This is a genomic window from Lewinella cohaerens DSM 23179 (genome assembly GCF_000379805.1).
Lineage (GTDB): Bacteria > Bacteroidota > Bacteroidia > Chitinophagales > Saprospiraceae > Lewinella > Lewinella cohaerens.
In genome coordinates, this window is the sequence record NZ_KB903553.1 from 1 (window position 1) to 18,841 (window position 18,841).

The window sequence follows — 18,841 nt, forward strand, 5'->3', positions numbered from 1 at the left end:
ATCCAATAGGTAAGCCGTAAAACCTTTTTCATAAAAGGCTTTCGCGTAACGCCTGATGGTATTATCATCTAACCCCAGTGCAGCCTCAATGACCTTAATCTTATGTCCCTGATGCAACATAATCAAGACCGTAACCTTACGGAATTGGCGAGGTGGCAAATTCGGATGCTTCTGAATTTGTCGTAATTGATCGTACTCGGATTGACTTAGCTTGATTTTCACGCCAAAAAATACGAATTTATCCCAAAACACTTAGTGACGGGTATAGTACGACTTCTATTTGCTTGCAATAGGGGAAAGGTATCTCTTACACCATCCTCAAGCGATAGCGCATCTTTAACACTTAACCTAAATATCTACTGCCGTGTCTATTCAAAAAACATTTAGCGTCCTTCTTCTTTGTTTTATCCTTCAACAAGGAAGTGCCCAGCCAACGCATCTTTTTAACATCGGAGCAGTCGACAGCCTTTATTCCAACATTCTCCACGAATCACGGAAAATCTATGTGCAACTCCCCGCGAGTTATAATCCCGATTCCGACCAAAAGTACCCCGTTGTTTTTGTCTTAGACGGGGAGGTACTGATGGATGCGGTCACTACCGTTTACAACTATTACTACGGCGGATTTCTGCCAGAAATGATCTTGATTGGTATCGATAACAGCGAAAATCGTACGCGAGATTTAACGACTTCCAATATTGAAACAAGGCATAATGCCCCCTTTACAGAAGCGCACGGCGAAGCAGAAAACTTCACCCAATTCATTGCGCAGGAATTGCTACCCTACGTCAAAAGCAAATACCCCGTAACAGATAACCGCACGCTGATAGGTCATTCCTACGGTGGCTTGTTTGCCATCAATACCCTTGTACATCATACGGAGCTGTTCGACAACTACCTCGCCATCGACCCCAGCCTCGACTGGGATGATCAAAAGCTATTAAAAGAAGCTAAGGCCAGTACCCGCCCTGATCGCTTTGCCGAAAAAGCCCTCTTCCTTACCCTCAGTGGCCAACTACACCCCCGAGATTATTCCATCACCATTGATAATGTGATGCAAGACAGTTCGGAATTCACCCTCTTTCCCCGTTCCAATATCGAGTTTTCCCAACTGGGTAAAGACCACGGTGCAAGCGCCCTTGATCTAAAATGGAAGTTCTACCCCAACGACCTCCACGGCACCGTTCCCCTACCTTCGATCCTCGATGGGCTGATAGCGCTTTTTGACTGGTTCCAGATGGAAAACACCGACAAATTCAATAATCCCGACGCCCCAATTGAAGATTTGACAACCGTCATCCGGTATCGGGAAGCTAAACTAAAAACACACTTCGGTTACTTTGTACCGCCCTACGAAGAAGACCTCCTCAACATTCTAGGCTATATGTATTTAGATATGGGTCAGCCCCAAAAATCACGTATGTTTTTCCAATTCAACATCGAATACTACCCTGAAAGCGCTAATGTCTATGACGCATTGGCCGACTTCTATGAATCGCAAAAAGACTACACCAATGCGCTCCTACAAGTAACCAAAGCCTTTGAAATAAGTGGAGATCCTTATCACAAAGACAGAATCTCTGAATTGCAAGAAAAAATAGACGGTAGATAATTACAGCGGAACGTCAAATTACCTATCAAGGCAAATGCACCAAATAAGAGAGCAGTTCACTAAAAACGGGATGATCTTCGGTGATCGTCACTTCGTTCCTCAGAGTTGTTGCAAGCACCTCAGCGTTTTTACAGATTTTCAAACCGTGTAAACTTAGCTTATCTTAGGGAAACAAAACCACATACCTCCTTATGAAAGCGAAGAAGAACACCTCCCGTCGGGAATTCATCAGAAACGGGGTGATTGCCTCCTCTTTTTTTATTGTTCCCCGACACGTATTGGGAGGTGTGGGTTACACGGCTCCCAGTGATCAGCTGGTGCTGGCGGCTATTGGTGCTGGAGGAAAAGGGCGGTCTGATATTTTGCGCGCCTCCGTCAATGGCCGAGAACGAGTGGCAGCACTTTGTGATGTCGACTTTTCGGGCTCAGCAGCGGCTTCCGTAGAACAGTTTCCTGATGCGAAATTGTACGCAGATTTCCGGGTGATGTTGGAGCAGGAAAAAGATATTGATGCCGTAACGATTTCTACCCCCGATCATGTTCACGGCCCGGCAGCGGCTTTCGCGATGGCGAGAGGCAAACACGTTTACGTACAAAAGCCCCTTACACACAATATTCGCGAAGCACGCTTGCTCACGGAAATGGCCCGCCAGCAACAGGTAGTCACTCAGATGGGTAACCAAGGAGCATCAAACCCGCTTTTGCAGTTGGTACAGCAATGGGTGGATAGCGGCCAAATAGGCAAGATCAGTAAAGTACAAGTATGGACCAACCGCCCGGTTTGGCCACAAGGCGTTGCGATGGCGGCACCCGATACCAGCCAAAAACCCGCTGATCTGAACTGGGATTTGTGGCTGGGGCCAGTGCCCGAACGCCCATACACGCCTAACCTGCACCCCTTCAACTGGCGCGGCTGGTGGGACTACGGCACCGGCGCACTGGGTGACATGGGTTGCCACCTGATCGATATTCCTTTCCGAACGCTGGGGCTGAAATACCCTACTTCGGCAGAATGTAGCATCGGGGCCATCTATTCCCGGATGTGGAACGCCGACTATTATCCGGAAGGCTGCCCGGCTTCTTCTTTCGTGACCCTCAAATTTGGCGCAACGAGCAAGAGCCAATCTCCCATCGAAATGACCTGGAGCGACGGTGGTATTCGCCCCGCTCACCCCGACATCATTCCTGCCGACGATGACATGGGCGGCCCAGGGAGTGCCAACGGTGTGCTCATCATTGGCGAAAAAGGCCTCATTGCCACCAACGTCAACGACAGCTCACCGCTGATGCCCAAGCTTTACCTCAACGACGGCACTGTAGAAATTGGGCCACAAACGGAAGAGGACATGGAACCCGAATATGGCCACCAACGCCTGTGGGTAGACGCCTGTAAGGCTGGCTTTGGCAGTAAAGAACACCAGGGCCTCACCTCCTCCTTCGACTATGCTGGCCCCATGACCGAAACCGTCTTGATGGGTAATCTCGCTATCCGCAGCTACCTCCTACGTCGCGAAAACGCAGAAGGCGGCATGGACTTCTATGCCCGCAAAAAACTCCTCTGGGACGGCGAAAATATGCGGATCACCAACATGGAGGAAGCTAATCAATTTGTAGGACGACAGTATCGAGAGGGTTGGGAGATGTAGGAAAAGAGGTAGGAGCTTTTTTATCACATAGATTTTTCAAAACAATCTTAACCCCGAAAAGGCAAGCTATGTGGTGAAACCGTCGCTACAGGGCTACCAAGCCAAACTCAGGTAGAAATACCCTTGTATGCGTCCTTTCTTTTTGTGAATATTGGATTATCGGAAAAATATGGGTCAGGTTTTAGCATAGCAGCCCCTGGAGGTGTGCCAACCGTATGATCGCACTGGTACGGTTGGCGAAAAAATTAGGCGCGCAGGCCGTGAGGCCGGAGCGCGGGGCGAGGAACGACCAAGGACAAGGGATGGCCGGAAGCGACAGCGACCAGACAGCCTGGTGCCGAGGAACGACGGCATGGCCCCTAATAAACATAATATTATACAACCATATTCAATAAATAATACCATTATGAAAAACACCGTACTGTCTTCTAATGACCCCGTCATTGACAAGTTGATGAAAAAGTTGGCCAAGGATAAAAAGCTAACAAAATTGCTTCTCGACTCCCTTGAAAAGGCTCGTAAAACGGCCAAGAAAAACCTGGATGATCTACTGTATAAAGCATTAGACTGGCCCGTAAAACTGGCGACTTACCAAAAGTACCTGGAGGAGTTTGCGCGTTGGATCCCCCAACAGAGTAGTGATCCCGCCTGGACGGCCCCCGGCACCGATGAGCAGCAAGAGGTATACGACCGTTTGTGTCATTTTTATTACCTGATTGACCAGCCCGTGGGGCCAAAAAATTCGGTGATTGTGCAGAATTTGCCTTGGTTTTCGAAGTGGTTGGTGGATTACGCCAACGATTGGGGGAGCTTCCTGGATTCTACCGATTCCTTCAATGATGATATCCTGAATTCTTTTATTAAAGACTCGCCAAAATATGAGGTAGAAAACTCGATGGTCAACGGCAAACCCAATAATCCGAGCGGGTGGTTGACGTTTAATCAGTTTTTTGCCCGTGAGCTGAACCCAGGGCTTCGCCCGATTGCAGATCCTTTTGATAATTCTGTGGTGGTGAGCCCAGCCGACTGTACCTACCGGGCACAATACCGCATTGGGCCAGACTCGACAATTGATCAAATCACCGTCAAGAAAACACATAAATACGCCAGCATCAAGCAACTCCTCAAGGGCAGTGATTACGAAGATGCCTTTGCGAATGGGCATTTTACGCATTACTTCTTGGGGCCATACTCCTACCACCGCTTTCACCTGCCAGTATCGGGCGTGGTAAAGGAGTGCTATCCAGTGATGGGCAAGGTTTTTCTGGATGTAAATATTACCGACAATCAATTTGACGCGCCAGATAACTCGGAGGGAGGGTACGAATTTTATCAGGCACGCGGCATTATCACCATTGACACTACGGATTCGCCCTATGGCAATGTGGGTATTGTGGCTGTGATCCCCATCGGGATGACCCAGGTCTCTTCGGTACACATGACGGCTACGCCGGGTGCGGAGATGCTCAAAGGAGATGAGTTTGGGTACTTCCTTTTTGGTGGTTCCGATATTATCGTCCTCTTCCAAGATGGTGTTAATGCACTGATCGGCGGCAGTACGGAGTACCATCGCTACGGTTCGGTGATTGCTCACTGTGATGATTTGGATGATTTTTAGAGATAACAAGCAGGGGTTTAGAAAACCTAAACCCCTGCTAATCACTACTTAGTACCAGGATTGCACCATTTACACTTCGGATAAAGAAGCCAAAACAGCTATTTCCAGCTCTCGTTCTGGCCGTTGCATCAATAAATTTTTCTCATCTTTATGATATGACGTTTTGCGCGAATTAGCAATCTCCGTCAATCAACAACAAACATCTACGTAAGGAATAATTACTACTTCTAGTCGCTGACAACCAGCAGGCTCAAGAGGTTACTTTTTATTACTAATCCTACTTACGAGATGAAACAATCAACATTATTTATTTTATGCATCCTTCTGTTTGGCAGCAATTATGCGCAAAACACGGTGGAGTACAGTCTTGACTTCTCCACTTTCATGGGAGGAAGCCACTTTGAGCAAGCCCGCGATTTGGCAATTGACGCCGAAGGCAACATTTACATTACCGGTGGCACTTCTTCTGATGACTTTCCTACTACTCCAGGAGCTTACAATACAACTTATAACAATGCTGGCAGCGCAACTGTAGGCGGATGGGGGCCAATGATGGTTTTTGTGTCTAAATTTTCGCCAGAAGGAACACTTTTGTGGTCGACGCTATTGGGAGGCCCCAACTACGACCGGGCCTACGCTATAGAAGTAGACGACGATGGATACGTATACGTGGGTGGCCGAGCAGGCGACGATTTCCCAACCACTACGGGGGCATTCCAGGAGGAATTTGTACAAGGGTCAAGCATCAATAACCTGTATGGTCACCAAAACGGATTTATTGCCAAACTCTCACCCGACGGCGCAGACCTCGTGTGGGCAACCTACTACGGAGGGGATAGTTTTGGTTTTTTTCGAGATATCGACGTTGATGAGGATGGTTACGTATACGGTATCTTAAATGCCGTTCGCCTCGAACCTCCAGGAATATCCATCGATGCTTTTGACACCAGCCATAATGGGAGCTACGATATGGTTGCCGTAAAATTCAATCAGGACGTAAGTGCTGTTGAATGGGCGACATTTCTTGGTGGCTCGGGAGAAGACCGCGGTGGCCCTGCCGTACGGGTGGGAACGGACAAAAGTGTATTTATAGGTGGGTCAACAAAGTCGAACAATTTCCCTACCACTGCCAGTGCTGTACAAACACAGCGCAATGGATCCAGTGATTTTTTCGTGACCAGAATTGCACCAGATGGAACCGATTTGATTTACTCTACTTACTTCGGCGGGAATAGTGATGAGTTTTCTGAAACCCACAGCTTACACGTTGATCACCTCAACCAAGCCTACGTTGCCTGTGGAACTCTATCTACCGATATACCCACCACCTTAGGTGCTATCAAACCCACAAAAACGGACATCAATGATGTGGATGCTTTATTTTTCAAACTCTCTGCTGATGGCTCCCAACTACTGGCATGCACTTACTTTGGTGGCCTCAACGTAGATAGCCCCGAAGGATTAAGGGTAGATATGGATGGACACCTTTATGTTGGAGGAGGTAGTAGCTCCATAGATTTGCCAGTCACGGCTGATGCTCCTCAGGCGCAGCTAGCGGGCGGGAACGATGGCTTTGTTGTAAAATTGAATCTTGATTTTTCAGAGGCTCTCTTTTGCAGCTACTACGGCGGAAGTGATGACGAATCTGTTCGTGCTTTTGGGCTTAGTGACGACGGTACGGTTACCCTATCTGGACAAACTGCTTCAGAGGACTTTCCAATTACAGCAGGAGCCTTTCAGCCGATGCACGCCAGCCCTAATGGCAACCAACCCGATAGCTACCTCGCTCAATTTGAAGCAGAAGAAGTTACGGCGCTTGAAGATCTTTTGATCAATTCATCAGCAAGCGTATCGCTATTTCCTAACCCTACAAACAACAAAGTAAGTATTGCGACCAATGGTCAGAATATCAAAACGATGATGGTTATAGCTACTAGCGGCCAGGTACTAATGAAAGTCGAAAACATCAATGATGTTAGCCAAATATTGGAAACCGGTAGTCTTCCTGAGGGGCAATACTTTGTCAAAGTCATCTTTGCCGACGAGACAGTGGTTGTTAAAAAATTGGCAGTGATAAATTAGAGGCTCCATCGTATATTACGAACTACCGTTTTTGAACCATATTAGGGATTATAAGGGCATTTAAGAGGAGGTTTAACACCTCAAGTAAACCCTCTCCCTTCTAAGGCCCGCGGGTGCTTTAGCAAGCCGCGCGCGCCTGTGATCGTACCATTGCGTAATCGCACTGGTACGATCACCCTCCCCTACTCTGACCAACCTCAATGCACTAGACTTTTGCCCGTTGAAGAAACTCTCAGGTGAAAAACACATCAGCGTCGGGAGGATTTCTAACGAAAACCCTACCTTTATCCAACACCACCTTTCATCCATAATGACCATAAATACGATTGACGATGTCATTGCTACGCTGGAATTCATCATCCAGGAATCCGAGGACAACAACAGTACGCAAGGCTATTTTGCAGCCCTTTACTTAAAGGTTACTCGTCAGGTCAAGGCAGGCATTCTTGCTGGCGACTTTCAGGATAATGACCGGATGGAACAGCTGGACGTTACCTTTGCAAAGCGATACATTGATGCCTACTTTGCCCACCAACAAGGCAAAGCTATCAGTCAATCCTGGGAAGCGGCATTCGCGATGGCCGATGGGTACTGGCCTATTGTTATCCAGCACTTGCTCAGCGGCATGAATGCACACATCAATTTGGATTTGGGCATTGCTTCGGCCGAGGTCATGAAGGGGCAAGATATTCAGGGACTGCACACCGACTTTAATCGTATCAATACTATTTTGGCGGGGCTTGTCAATCAAGTACAGCAAGAACTGGCCACCATTTGGCCAACACTTCACTGGATACTCCGTAAAACTAATCGGATCAATAAATTCCTCACCGACTTCAGTATGGAAACGGCTCGCGATGGGGCTTGGCGCTTCGCAAAAAAAATCGCCCATACTACTGATGATCAGTGGGCAGTTACCATTCATGATCGAGATGAAAGGGTAGCACGAAATGGCAGTATCATCAGCCAGCCGGGGTGGGTTATCAGCTTTGCTTTGAAAATCATCCGGCTGGGAGAGAGGGGTACTATCCGGCAAAAGATCAGGGAATTGAACGCATCGAAATGAATGAAAAAGAGGTAAAGCTAGGGCTGAAAGAGAACTGGCAACAGTTTACGCTTCTGGTCATCGTGAATGCCTTTGTAGGGGGAATGGTTGGTATGGAAAGAACAATCATCCCTCAGTTTGCCGAGCTTGAATTTGGTATAGCTTCCAAAACAGCCCTTTTATCCTTTATCACTGCATTTGGCATCTCCAAAGCCATCGCCAATTACTATACCGGACGGTTAGCCAATCAGCTGGGTCGAAGAAACCTCTTATTGCTTGGTTGGCTCCTTGCCATTCCTATTCCCTTTCTCCTAATTTATGCCCAAAGTTGGACTTGGGTGATTTTTGCAAATATTCTCCTTGGTATTAGTCAAGGGTTAACCTGGAGTAGCACTGTAGTGATGAAAATTGATCTAGTCGGAGAAAAAAAACGAGGCTTCGCCATGGGTATTAATGAATTTGCCGGATACTTTTCGGTGGGGCTAGTGGCCTTCCTGTCTGGTTATATCGCCAACCGATACGGCGTTACTCCTTATCCGTTTTACCTGGGGATTTTCATCTCAATCGCTGGACTATTACTTACCTACTTCTGGGTCAAAGACACCAATATTTTTGTGCAAAAAGAAAATGCTGCCGATAATACCAAGCCCTTAGGAAACATCTTTATCGAGACTACTTTTCAAAACAAAACCCTCAGTTCTGTAACGCAGGCTGGATTAGTCAACAACCTCAATGACGGCATGATCTGGGGGCTGCTCCCTATCGTACTTCTTTCCCTTCAGTATAATCATGAAAACATCGGCATCATCGGAGCTATCTACCCCACCGTTTGGGGTTTCGGACAACTGTTTACCGGCAAAATGTCGGACCATTATTCTAAAAAGGCCATGCTATTCTGGGGTATGTTATTGCAAGGAATTGCCATCATGCTCATTCCGGCAACCAGTAGCTTTTTTATGCTCGCGGTTATTTCCGCAACCTTAGGACTTGGAACCGCATTGGTTTACCCTACCTTCCTGTCTACTATTGCTCAGGCTACATCCCCGATCCAACGAGCAGAAAGTATTGGANCGTTCCGGCTATGGAGGGACCTAGGCTACGCACTCGGCGCTGTCATTTCAGGGGTTACTGCCGATGTTTTCGGTGTTCAATACGCCATTTATCTCATCGGAATACTAACAATTGTATCTTCTCTAATCATTCAATTTCGGATGCCTAAAATTTGATGGTAACCAATGGCCGATGCCGCATAATTCCTCTACCAGAATTCATAGAGTTTTAACCTACCTGTTTTCAGGGGTAAGACACAGCAAGGAGTCCTCTAATTTTGAGGTTTAAACCTAAAAACATTCCCCTATGAAGTATTTTACCCTATTACTATTTTCTTTTTCCTGCTATTTCCTTCACGCCCAAGATTGCGCAGCTGGATGGGCGTATTACCAAAACGTAAGCATCGACAATAGTTTGGGCGGTAACCTTACCGATTACCAGGTAGCCATCGAACTCAACACTGCAGACTTGGTTGCTCAAGGCAAAATGCGCGCCGATGGTGCAGATCTGCGGGTTTACACCACCGATTGTACCCTACTCCCCTTCTGGGCTGATAGCCTTGGGCTCAATACCGCTACCCAGGTATGGGTCAAAATTCCGAGTATCGCTGCTGGTGCAAGTATGGATGTACAAGTTTACTATGGNAAAGCTGATGCTACGTCGGCTGCCGATGGTGACAATACGTTTCTTTTCTTCGATGATTTTGAGGGAGCCGAAGTGGATGCAAACAAATGGGAAGCCGTTGGCGAATATGCTACTTTTGGAGTCAACGACGGGTTCCTTCAGTACGCCAGTACCGCTATGAATCCAGGCCCACGGTTCAAGTTCGCCCGCAGCAAAGCTACCTTCTCAGAGCAAGTTATTTTTGACTTTGTTATTGAACGAACCAACGCGGATGGTTTTGGGTTCAGCAGTTCGGAAGAAGACCTGAGTCGCTTCCTTATCCGAGATTCTGGTTTTGGATTTGATACACTTAATCAAATTGCGGTTATGCTGGACACCACTAGTAATGGCTCAGCATCGCAAAACACTTACCCGATTTTGCGTTTTGACCGTTTCGCGTTTAATACTGTTTCCATTACCCCGCATATCAACGATGATAATCAGTTTGTGATCACTCGTTTTGCCAACGAAGGCCTCGGTGATGAAAATCTGGACACCTTCACCGTCAATAATATCAATATGCCAGGTTTTCATTTTATCGTGAGTAGTTTTTCTAACACCTTTATCATTGAAATGGACAACATTCGCGTACGTCAGCATACAGCTACCCCTCCGGTGAGTACCAACGGGGCAGAAATATTTCTTGATCCAAGCAACCTGACCTCCTTGATTGACCCTAGCCGCGTGCAGGTATTTCCTAACCCTGCTACCGAGCAGAGCCAGATCAGCATTGATTACCAAGAACCGGTATCAGTGCAAGTCTTCAATGCTCAGGGCCAGCAGTTTAGCAACTTAAATATTCGCCTGAATCCGGGGCAATCCGCTTCCCTGGCTACCTCACAATTACCTGCAGGTCTGTACCTCCTTCAATTTAATCGCTTATCAGATGGTGCTTTGTTACACACCCATTCTTTGAGCGTGGTGAAGTAATTAGAAATATCCCCCAAAGTTTCAAAGTAGTGAAAGAGGAAAAATTCGATCTTCCTTCTTTTAATACTGTCGAAAAATCCCAAAAAATCAATGCAGTTATTGATGTACCCGGAGCACGGAAGCGTGCTTCGGGTATTTTTTTTGACTTACTTCTTACGTTTTGTTAAAATCCTGTCAATGAATTTGGCGTTATAGAACAGCACGAAAACCAATTGAACATTCGTTTTTCAAATAATTGACTAAGCGGTTCATTTCAAGCGTGTTAACTATTTGAAAAACTTAGAAGAAGGTGCAATTGGTTTTTTGCGCAATATTGACATTGGTCTCCCAAAAAATCTGCATTTTTGCAAAAATGATATTTCTCTAACTATGCGAATTATAACTACGCTTTTATTCTTAGCCTTCTCCTTGACAGCTTGGGCCCAAGAGGGCTTTGAAATCAAAGTAAACATCGACGGTTACCAGCAAAAAGAACTTTACCTTGCGTATTACCTCGGCGACAAGCAATACATACTAGATACCGTGGCCAGAGCCGACGACGGTAGCTATACTTTCAGTGGCGAAGAAGCACTGGAAGGAGGAATTTACCTGGTCGTAATGGCACCTGATAATCAGTTTTTCCAGATTTTGGTTGACGAAAAAAACCAACGATTCAGCCTTACGACAGCAATGGGAGAAACCCAGCTGGAAAACACCCAATTTACCAACTCGCCAGACAATCAAGACTTTTACGATTACCTGCTGTATCTCGCTGATCAAAGAAAAGAAGGAGATGAGTTCCAAAAGACCCTGAGCTCAGAAAACGCTTCTGAAAAGGATAAAGAACAAGCAAAAACGGCGCTTGAAGGACTGAGTGACAAAGTACTGGCTTATCAGCAAAAATTCATCACAGACCACGCTGGCAGTCTACCCGCAGCCATCATCGAGGCCAACCTGCCTACTGATTTCCCCGAGTTCACCGGCACCGAAGAAGAGATCAACAATAAGAAATGGCGCTGGATGCAAAAGCATTATTTCGACAATATTAATCTTGGTGACACGCGTATGCTGCGTACACCTTTCCTTTTCCAAAGGGTCGATTACTTTGTACAAAAGCTGCATGTTCAGCACCCCGACAGTATCGCTATTGCTGTCGATTTTGTACTAGAAAAGATGCGCCCTTCAGAAGACAACTTCAAATTTTACCTGATCCACTTCCTAAACTTCTATGCTGCCTCTAAATTTGTTGGTATGGACGCCGTCTATGTTCATTTGGTAGACAAATACTACGCCGTAGGCCTCGCTCCCTGGACCGAGCAGGAACAACTCGATAAGATTGTTGACAATGCCAACCGCCTTCGTCCTTTACTTATCGGCGAGACAGCACCAGATTTGCTCATGGAACGCCGTGATGGTAGTAAAATCAGCCTGTCTGATGTAGATTCGCCCTACACGGTACTCTACTTCTGGCGTTATGATTGTGGCCATTGTAAAAAATCAACGCCCATCCTGGCTGAGTTCTATCAAAAATTCAAAGACCGTGGCGTAGAAATTTTCGCTGGCTGTGCCAAGCTTCGTGATGAAGTGCCTGAATGCTGGGATTATATCGACGAAAATGAGATTGGCGAATGGATTCACGTTGTAGACCCCTATGGTCGGTCTCGCTTTATGACGACCTACGACTTGAAGACCACCCCACAGATCTACGTCCTCGACAAAGACAAAAAAATCATCTCCAAACGCCTGGGAGCCGAACAGCTCGAAGAACTCTTCAACCGCCTGCTAGAGGAAGAGACCCTCGAAATTGAGCGGAGTAAATAATACGAGGTTTCACCTCGTCGTACTGGGTACTGGGATTTAGCTCCGCTGATCCTTGTACCTAGTACTAAGTACCTTCTACTTTTTTGCCTTCCTTACCAGTTCCTTCTTCAGCAAACGGAGGTACATTTTATTCATTTTACCGACGATGTAAGCAGCCGAGGAGTCAGGAACATTCATGCTCTGCAAGATTAAACTGGCCTCGTCTGTAGCACTTGGGCTGAGGACAAAATGAATATCGTTTAGCGTATCATCGTCTACAATCAATTGGGGAATAACGTAAAATTGATGGCGAGCCTGTGAAGTACTGTCCCCAAAATAGCGATAAGCTCCTACAGAATCTTGGCGCTCATATTCCTCAAAAACAATGCCTTCTTCAGTGAGCCGATCAAGGATTTCCGCTGGAGATTTTTTGATCTTGTAAGGAGACTCATAAAACCGTACATTCCCTGGCGCATCCGCCGAAAGGCGATACCAATAAGGAGGAGATGTTGCTACGAAACTCCCTGCCGTTACTAATAAAAACACCCCACTCCATCGAGCGGGCTGAAGGTTTAGCACCCAACCATGGAACTGCTGAGGCTTCCGGATCATCCACCAAGGCAAAGGCAAGATCAACAACGCAATATAATCCGTATAGTCCACTACCCTACTGATAGGTATAGGCGCGATAAGGTTATACCATTCGATGAACGGTGTTGCCAGTGGCGTTTTCCAAAAAAGAAAAAATAAAGCACTCCATAAAATAGCCCGTTCTTTCAAGCGAGGAAACACATAAGCGAGGCAGAGTGGGAGCAGAATCAACCCGGCAAAATCTGATAGTTTTCCAGTAAGATCATTAGCGTAAATAGCTTTCCAAAAATGATCATTCAGCACCAATACCAGTAACGCAACTAGAAAAACATAATTGAGCAAAAGCGCGGCCCGAAACCTTGTAGGCAAAATATTTTTTGGTGTTTTCATACAACATATATGTTTTTCAAAAGGTTACGCAAATGGTTTTGATCGAACAGCAACAAGCTACTCCCTATTGATATTTTGGAATAAAAAATTCCTACTTATCCATAAGCTGGCCCATCAAGTTACTTACAGTTGGTGAGCTTTGTTACTTCTCTTTCATCGAACGTCTAAATGTCCTACCTTTAGGGGCAATAAACTAAAACTTATTATGAAACAATCAATGTACGGGCTACTCCTTGGGCTCTTATTCACAGGGTCTGCCTTATCTGCTCAGGTTCTAGACCAGGGCAACTTTATGATCGGCTCTACCGTCGGTTTTTCTGTTGCGCAATCCAGCATCAAATTCCAGTCGACCAATATGGATGACGAAGGAGAAGGCCCTTCTTCTGCACAGTTTACCTTGGCACCTAACGTCGGTTATTTTCCCGTCGATAATTTTGTCTTGGGCCTCGGCATGAACTACACCTTCAGCAGTATCGACGAACCCAACCAGGATCGTAACGAAGATAGCAACCTGCTTTTTGGTCCTTTCATGCGTTATTACGTTCCCTTAAATGACGATACGGCTTTGTTTTTTCAGACCGACTTCGGTTTTGGCAATGCCTCCGATGATTTGCTAATTGCCGGTCAGCGCCAAAAGATCACCTCCAACATTTTTGCCTTAGGTGTCGGCCCTGGTTTTACCATCTTCTCCGACGCAGCCATTGGTATTGAAGCATTATTCAAGTACAACTTTGCCCGTTCTTCTTTTGATACGGACATTAACGGCGTCATCTCCGAAACCACGACCCGTACCAACCAGTTCGACCTTTCCATCGGCGTACAGTTTTACTTTGGTGGAGTGCAAAAAGTAGGTACTGGCAGTAGCAACACACGTCCGACACCAGCACGCCCAGGGTTCTAAGCGCATTATAGCAAAAGCTTTCCTTGGATCATATTCAGGGGCCATGCCGGTAGGGGCGTTGCGTTGCAAACGCCCCTACGGCACCGCGCTGTCTGTCGCTAGCGCTCCTGCCCATCACTTGTCCTTGCGCCATCCTGGCACCGCGCTCCGGCCTGTTGGCCTGCGCGCCTATTTTTTGCGCCAATCGTACCAGTGCGATCTACGGTTGGGACAGCATCTCAAATATACAGGCTTCCCGACCTTCTTGGTCGGGACTTTATCTTTCTGGTCGCCTGACCAGCGTAAAATGGGCTAATACTGACTGCTGGTCGGGAGACCAGCGGGATATAATCCCGACCAAGGAGGTCGGGATAGTTCGGAAACTAACATGAGCGGGCTAATCCCTCTACCCTCTACTCAAAATGGCGATACCATCGTCAACGCATCCCTTTACAAGTTTAGCCCAAATACCAAAAGTCCAGTTTAACCCTTTTGGAAAATTTTATTTTTCAAAAAACAAATCCTACATTGTAATTTAAACCAACCTCTTTCTGAATTATGCGCTTCACTCTATTATTAGTGCTTGCAGGCCTCGCCTGGGGCCTACACGCCCAAATTGTCAACCCAAACAAAGTCCGTTTTGGTAAATTTTCCGACGAGGAAATTGAATTAAAAACCTACTCCCTTGACCCCGATGCGGAGGCTGTTATCCTTTTTAGCGAAGGCAAAATGTGGATGGACTATGACCCCAGCACCGATGGTTTTGAACTCATGATGGAAAGGCATCATCGCCTCAAAATTTTAAAAGCCACCGGCGTGGATCATGCTACCTTTATCTTTCGGCTTTCCAATAGTACCACCACTTCGTCCAGAGAAGAAATCATCAATATTAAAGGTATCACCCTTAATACAGCAAACGGGGAAGAAGAGGAAGTTAAACTCACCAAGGAAGGCATCTTTGACGAATCCATCAGCGATGGGTTAGATCAACTCACCATTACCTTTCCGCAAGTGAAGGAAGGTGCCATTATTGATTTGAAGTACACTTACAAATCTGACTATATAGCAAATATTCCGACCTGGTATTTTCAAAGAAGTATACCTACCGATTACAGTTATTTCGAAGCTGTTTTTCCGGAATATTTTTTCTACTCGGTAGATATGAAAGGCTTTTTCAATGATCGACTCCTCGAAAACACCGTAGCTGAAACAGGCTCCAGATCCTTAATTATTCCCGGTGGCCGCAACGGTAATCAACAGCTTGACTTTAGTACAAGAAGCTACCGTTGGTCGGCAAAAGAAATTCCTGGTCTGCAATCAGAAACCTTCTCACCAGCAGCCAGCAATTACTTCTTTCGGGTCGATTTTGAATTGGCCAGCGTTAATTTTCCTGGTCAGCTAGGCCGAAACTATTCTCAAAGCTGGGAAGATATTGCTACTTATTACCGTAAATTTTCGGGCAACCGGGCTTATCTAAATCCCAAAAAAGAGGTAGAAGAAATGGTCGCCGATTGGACCAGCGGTATTGACGCCCCCGCGGAAAAACTAATCGTCATTTACGAGCAAGTCAAAAGACGCCTGGAATGGGATGGCCGCTATGACCTGGCTGCCGGTATTACCCCAGCTAAACTTTTGGAACTGAGTAGTGGTACTTCCGGCGACCTCAACTTCTTCCTTATTAGTGCATTGCGGGCCGCTGGCATCACTGCCAATCCGGTTTTGGTAAGTACCCGTAATAACGGCTATCTCTCACTCGCCCGCCCATCGCTTCAGCAATTCAACCACGTCATCGTACACGCTACACTTCCCGACAACGGCTATCTTTTACTCGATGCCAGCCAAGGTGACGTCCCGCTACCGCTCCTGCCCCTACACGACCTCAACGACCGAGGACGTCTTATCCTGGAAGAGTCCTCTACTTGGGTAGACTTGACAGCTCCTTCCGAACACAAAACAGCCCTACAACTGAAGCTTACATTACAACCCGATGGCTCCCTCAATGGTACTGCCAAATATAAAGCCTCCGGATATGCAAGCCTGGAGGATCGTAGAGAACTGAACCAAGAAACCAACATCCAGCAACACCTTGAAAAATGGACAGGGCAAACCATGTCAGCGGTAGAAACCACCGGGTTTGACAACAGCTATGAGGATATCAACGTCACCGCACAAATGGATGCATCTGCAGCCGTGATGAACAATGAAAACCTATATTACGTCAATGCCATTATGGCCTCCCATTATCCAGAAAACCCGCTCACTACCGAAACAAGGCTCTTCCCGGTTGACTTACAAGTTCCTCGGGAGTATGTCTACGTATTACAATTGGACCTGGGGGAAGGCATTGTCATAGAGGAAATTCCGGAGTCTATCAAATTTGCGCTGCCCGAAGGGAAAGGGCGTTACTCGCTTCGTTTTATCGAACTCAATGGCAACCTCCAAATCATAGAAAAACTATCCTTCGATGATCCTTTTTTCTATGCTCAGGAATACGCCGCTCTCAAGAACTTCTTTGATCTAGTTGTCGAACAACAGCAGGCCATGGTGGTGTTGCGGAAGGAGTAGAACTTTAATAGCCACTAAAGCACTAAAACACGGAATTACACGAAAGTTTTTTTTGCCACGGAGGCGCGGAGACGCAGAGCTACAGCGTTTTTTTTCAGCCACAGAGACACAAAACACAGAATATTTTTTGTGGATTTTAGTGCCTTGGTGTTTTTGTGGCTAATTACATGGCAAACTGCTGCCCTAAAACATAGAAGCTTTTACAAAGATCACCAATAAACCATCAGGTTTGGGATGCGTGTGGCTCATATCAGTTGTCCTGTCAGACGTCCGTGTGTGAGCATCCATCACTTGCTGCAAGCGATAGCCCTGGTGGACATGATCATCAATTAATTGCTGAAGATTCTGGGCAACTTCTTCTCCCGTCAGCGGACGGCGAGGGGTAGAAGACCACTTAAGGTTCTCTTGATCTTCGATGCTGGATAAAAACTCAACTTTATAGGCATTGCTCATGGCGGCTTTTTTAATTCTCCACCAATCTACAACTAATCAGTTTGCATTGTAACTTGCTTTCGACAAAGCTGGATGAAAAGCCGATATTTGACTAAAGTCCTTGTTGCATTTCCAAGAACACATAACGACTAGGAGAAAGATATGCTGCAAAATATTTGCCATGACAACTATCTGTCTTTATCTTTATGCCAGTCCTAACCAAATACCATTCTCATGCCCATCTACCACCGTCTAGGTCAGTTGCCGCCCAAGCGCCATACCATTTTCGAGAAGCCAGATGGCAGCATATACCACGAGCAGCTGTTTGGCACTATCGGTTTCGACGGAATGTCGTCGTTGCTTTATCACCACCACCGCCCCACCATGGTAGAATCGGTAGGTGAATCGGTAGATGTAAGCCCCAAATTAGCGGTCGCCAAGAACATGAAGTCGCGTAAGCTGATAGGGTTTGATGTTCCACCACAGGATGATTTCCTGGACAGTAGGGTCACATTGCTCCTCAATAGCGATATTCATATTGGTCTGGCTGCTCCCCGCAAATCGATGACCGAGTATTTTTACAAAAATGCTGATGCAGATGAGATGCTGTTCATCCATCAAGGCACTGGCACGTTGCGTACCCTGGTAGGTAACATTCGTTTTGAATATGGTGATTACCTCATCATCCCACGGGGCATGATCTACCAAATCGAGTTTGACACAGAAGAAAACCGCATTCTTTACGCAGAATCGTTTGACCCCATCTATACGCCCAAGCGTTACCGCAACTGGTTTGGTCAACTGCTGGAACATTCCCCTTTCTGCGAACGTGATTATAAACTTCCCCAGGATCTAGAAACGCATACAGAAAAGGGGCAGTTTTTGGTAAAAATAAAGAAGCAGCAGACCCTAACGGATTACGTCTATCAGGCCCACCCCTTTGATGTGGTCGGATGGGATGGTTACAATTTCCCCTACGGGTTTTCCATTCACAATTTTGAACCCATTACCGGACGCGTACACCAGCCACCACCCGTACATCAAACATTTGAGTCGAAAGCTTACGTAATTTGCTCCTTCTGCCCAAGGCTCTACGACTATCATCCCAAGGCTATTCCTGCACCTTACAATCATTCCAATATCGACTCGGATGAGATGCTCTACTACGTGGATGGCGATTTCATGAGTAGAAATGATATTGGCCCTGGCGTTATCACTTTGCATCCTGGCGGCATTCCTCATGGCCCTCACCCTGGCGCCTATGAACGCAGTATCGGTCAGACAAAAACAGAGGAACTGGCTGTCATGATCGATACCTTCAAACCACTACAACTCACCGAGGCAGCAATGAAGCTTGACGATGGGAAGTATTTCCGGTCGTGGTTGGATCATTAATTGATGGTTGATGGTTGATGGTTGATGGTTGATGGTTGATGGGAAGGTCAGGAGGATAGTTTTTATAATAAGAACTTTCGGTTTGAATCGAATTAATCAATTTTTATTTTCAAAAATTAAATTTTAAACTATTTTGTATTTTTTGATATTTCCTCATCATAAA

Annotated in this window: 14 protein-coding genes; 11 read left to right on the forward strand and 3 right to left on the reverse strand. The window is 46.3% G+C overall.

The features are described from left to right. A partial coding sequence (locus A3EU_RS30955; RefSeq protein ID WP_156825809.1) for a COG3415 family protein occupies positions 1-222 on the reverse strand: 222 nt, incomplete at its 3' end. A 142-nt stretch (positions 223-364) separates the two neighbouring features. Between A3EU_RS30955 and A3EU_RS0117620 the strand changes: the two genes are divergently transcribed. From A3EU_RS0117620 to A3EU_RS0117660, 8 genes are all read left to right on the forward strand, one after another. Further along, positions 365-1,612, forward strand: coding sequence for an alpha/beta hydrolase-fold protein (locus tag A3EU_RS0117620; protein WP_020537513.1), 1,248 nt, complete (start codon positions 365-367; stop codon positions 1,610-1,612). Between the two features lie 191 nt (positions 1,613-1,803). Beyond that, positions 1,804-3,258, forward strand: coding sequence for a Gfo/Idh/MocA family protein (locus tag A3EU_RS0117625; protein ID WP_020537514.1), 1,455 nt, complete (start codon positions 1,804-1,806; stop codon positions 3,256-3,258). A 406-nt stretch (positions 3,259-3,664) separates the two neighbouring features. Further along, positions 3,665-4,876: a phosphatidylserine decarboxylase gene (locus A3EU_RS0117630; protein WP_020537515.1), complete on the forward strand. Its 1,212-nt coding sequence runs from the start codon at positions 3,665-3,667 to the stop codon at positions 4,874-4,876. A 288-nt stretch (positions 4,877-5,164) separates the two neighbouring features. Beyond that, entirely contained in the window at positions 5,165-6,958 is a 1,794-nt protein-coding gene (locus A3EU_RS30965; protein ID WP_083937473.1) for an SBBP repeat-containing protein, read from the forward strand. A gap of 220 nt (positions 6,959-7,178) precedes the next feature. Continuing rightward, positions 7,179-8,024, forward strand: a complete 846-nt coding sequence (locus A3EU_RS0117640) for a DUF5995 family protein (RefSeq protein ID WP_211213948.1) — start codon at positions 7,179-7,181, stop codon at positions 8,022-8,024. Continuing rightward, complete coding sequence (locus tag A3EU_RS0117645) at positions 8,021-9,229, forward strand: MFS transporter (RefSeq protein WP_020537518.1); 1,209 nt, start codon at positions 8,021-8,023, stop codon at positions 9,227-9,229. Before A3EU_RS0117640 ends, A3EU_RS0117645 begins: the two co-directional genes overlap by 4 nt. Before the next feature lie 310 nt (positions 9,230-9,539). Further along, positions 9,540-10,646 (forward strand): DUF2341 domain-containing protein, encoded by a 1,107-nt coding sequence (locus tag A3EU_RS0117650; protein ID WP_425412704.1) that lies wholly within the window; start codon positions 9,540-9,542, stop codon positions 10,644-10,646. 369 nt (positions 10,647-11,015) lie between these two features. Beyond that, positions 11,016-12,446: a TlpA family protein disulfide reductase gene (locus A3EU_RS0117660; protein WP_156825811.1), complete on the forward strand. Its 1,431-nt coding sequence runs from the start codon at positions 11,016-11,018 to the stop codon at positions 12,444-12,446. A gap of 75 nt (positions 12,447-12,521) precedes the next feature. Here the strand turns inward: A3EU_RS0117660 and A3EU_RS0117665 are convergent, their stop codons facing one another. Further along, the gene (locus tag A3EU_RS0117665) at positions 12,522-13,406 is read right to left on the reverse strand and encodes a hypothetical protein (protein ID WP_020537522.1); all 885 of its coding nucleotides are present in this window, start codon (positions 13,404-13,406) and stop codon (positions 12,522-12,524) included. A gap of 205 nt (positions 13,407-13,611) precedes the next feature. On the opposite strand from A3EU_RS0117665, the gene A3EU_RS0117670 reads away from it, so the two are divergent. Together A3EU_RS0117670 and A3EU_RS0117675 are read left to right on the forward strand one after the other, a co-directional pair. Next, positions 13,612-14,307 carry an outer membrane beta-barrel protein gene (locus A3EU_RS0117670; protein ID WP_245569372.1) on the forward strand — a complete coding sequence of 232 codons (696 nt, stop codon included), beginning with the start codon at positions 13,612-13,614 and terminating at the stop codon, positions 14,305-14,307. A 537-nt stretch (positions 14,308-14,844) separates the two neighbouring features. Then, positions 14,845-16,851, forward strand: a complete 2,007-nt coding sequence (locus A3EU_RS0117675; RefSeq protein WP_020537524.1) for a DUF3857 domain-containing protein — start codon at positions 14,845-14,847, stop codon at positions 16,849-16,851. Between the two features lie 183 nt (positions 16,852-17,034). On the opposite strand, the gene A3EU_RS0117680 is transcribed toward A3EU_RS0117675, so the two are convergent. After that, positions 17,035-17,304 carry a hypothetical protein gene (locus A3EU_RS0117680; protein WP_020537525.1) on the reverse strand — a complete coding sequence of 90 codons (270 nt, stop codon included), beginning with the start codon at positions 17,302-17,304 and terminating at the stop codon, positions 17,035-17,037. 213 nt (positions 17,305-17,517) lie between these two features. Here A3EU_RS0117680 and A3EU_RS0117685 point away from each other — a divergent pair, with 213 nt between their 5' ends. Beyond that, positions 17,518-18,678: a homogentisate 1,2-dioxygenase gene (locus tag A3EU_RS0117685; RefSeq protein ID WP_020537526.1), complete on the forward strand. Its 1,161-nt coding sequence runs from the start codon at positions 17,518-17,520 to the stop codon at positions 18,676-18,678. Positions 18,679-18,841 lie beyond the last annotated feature (163 nt).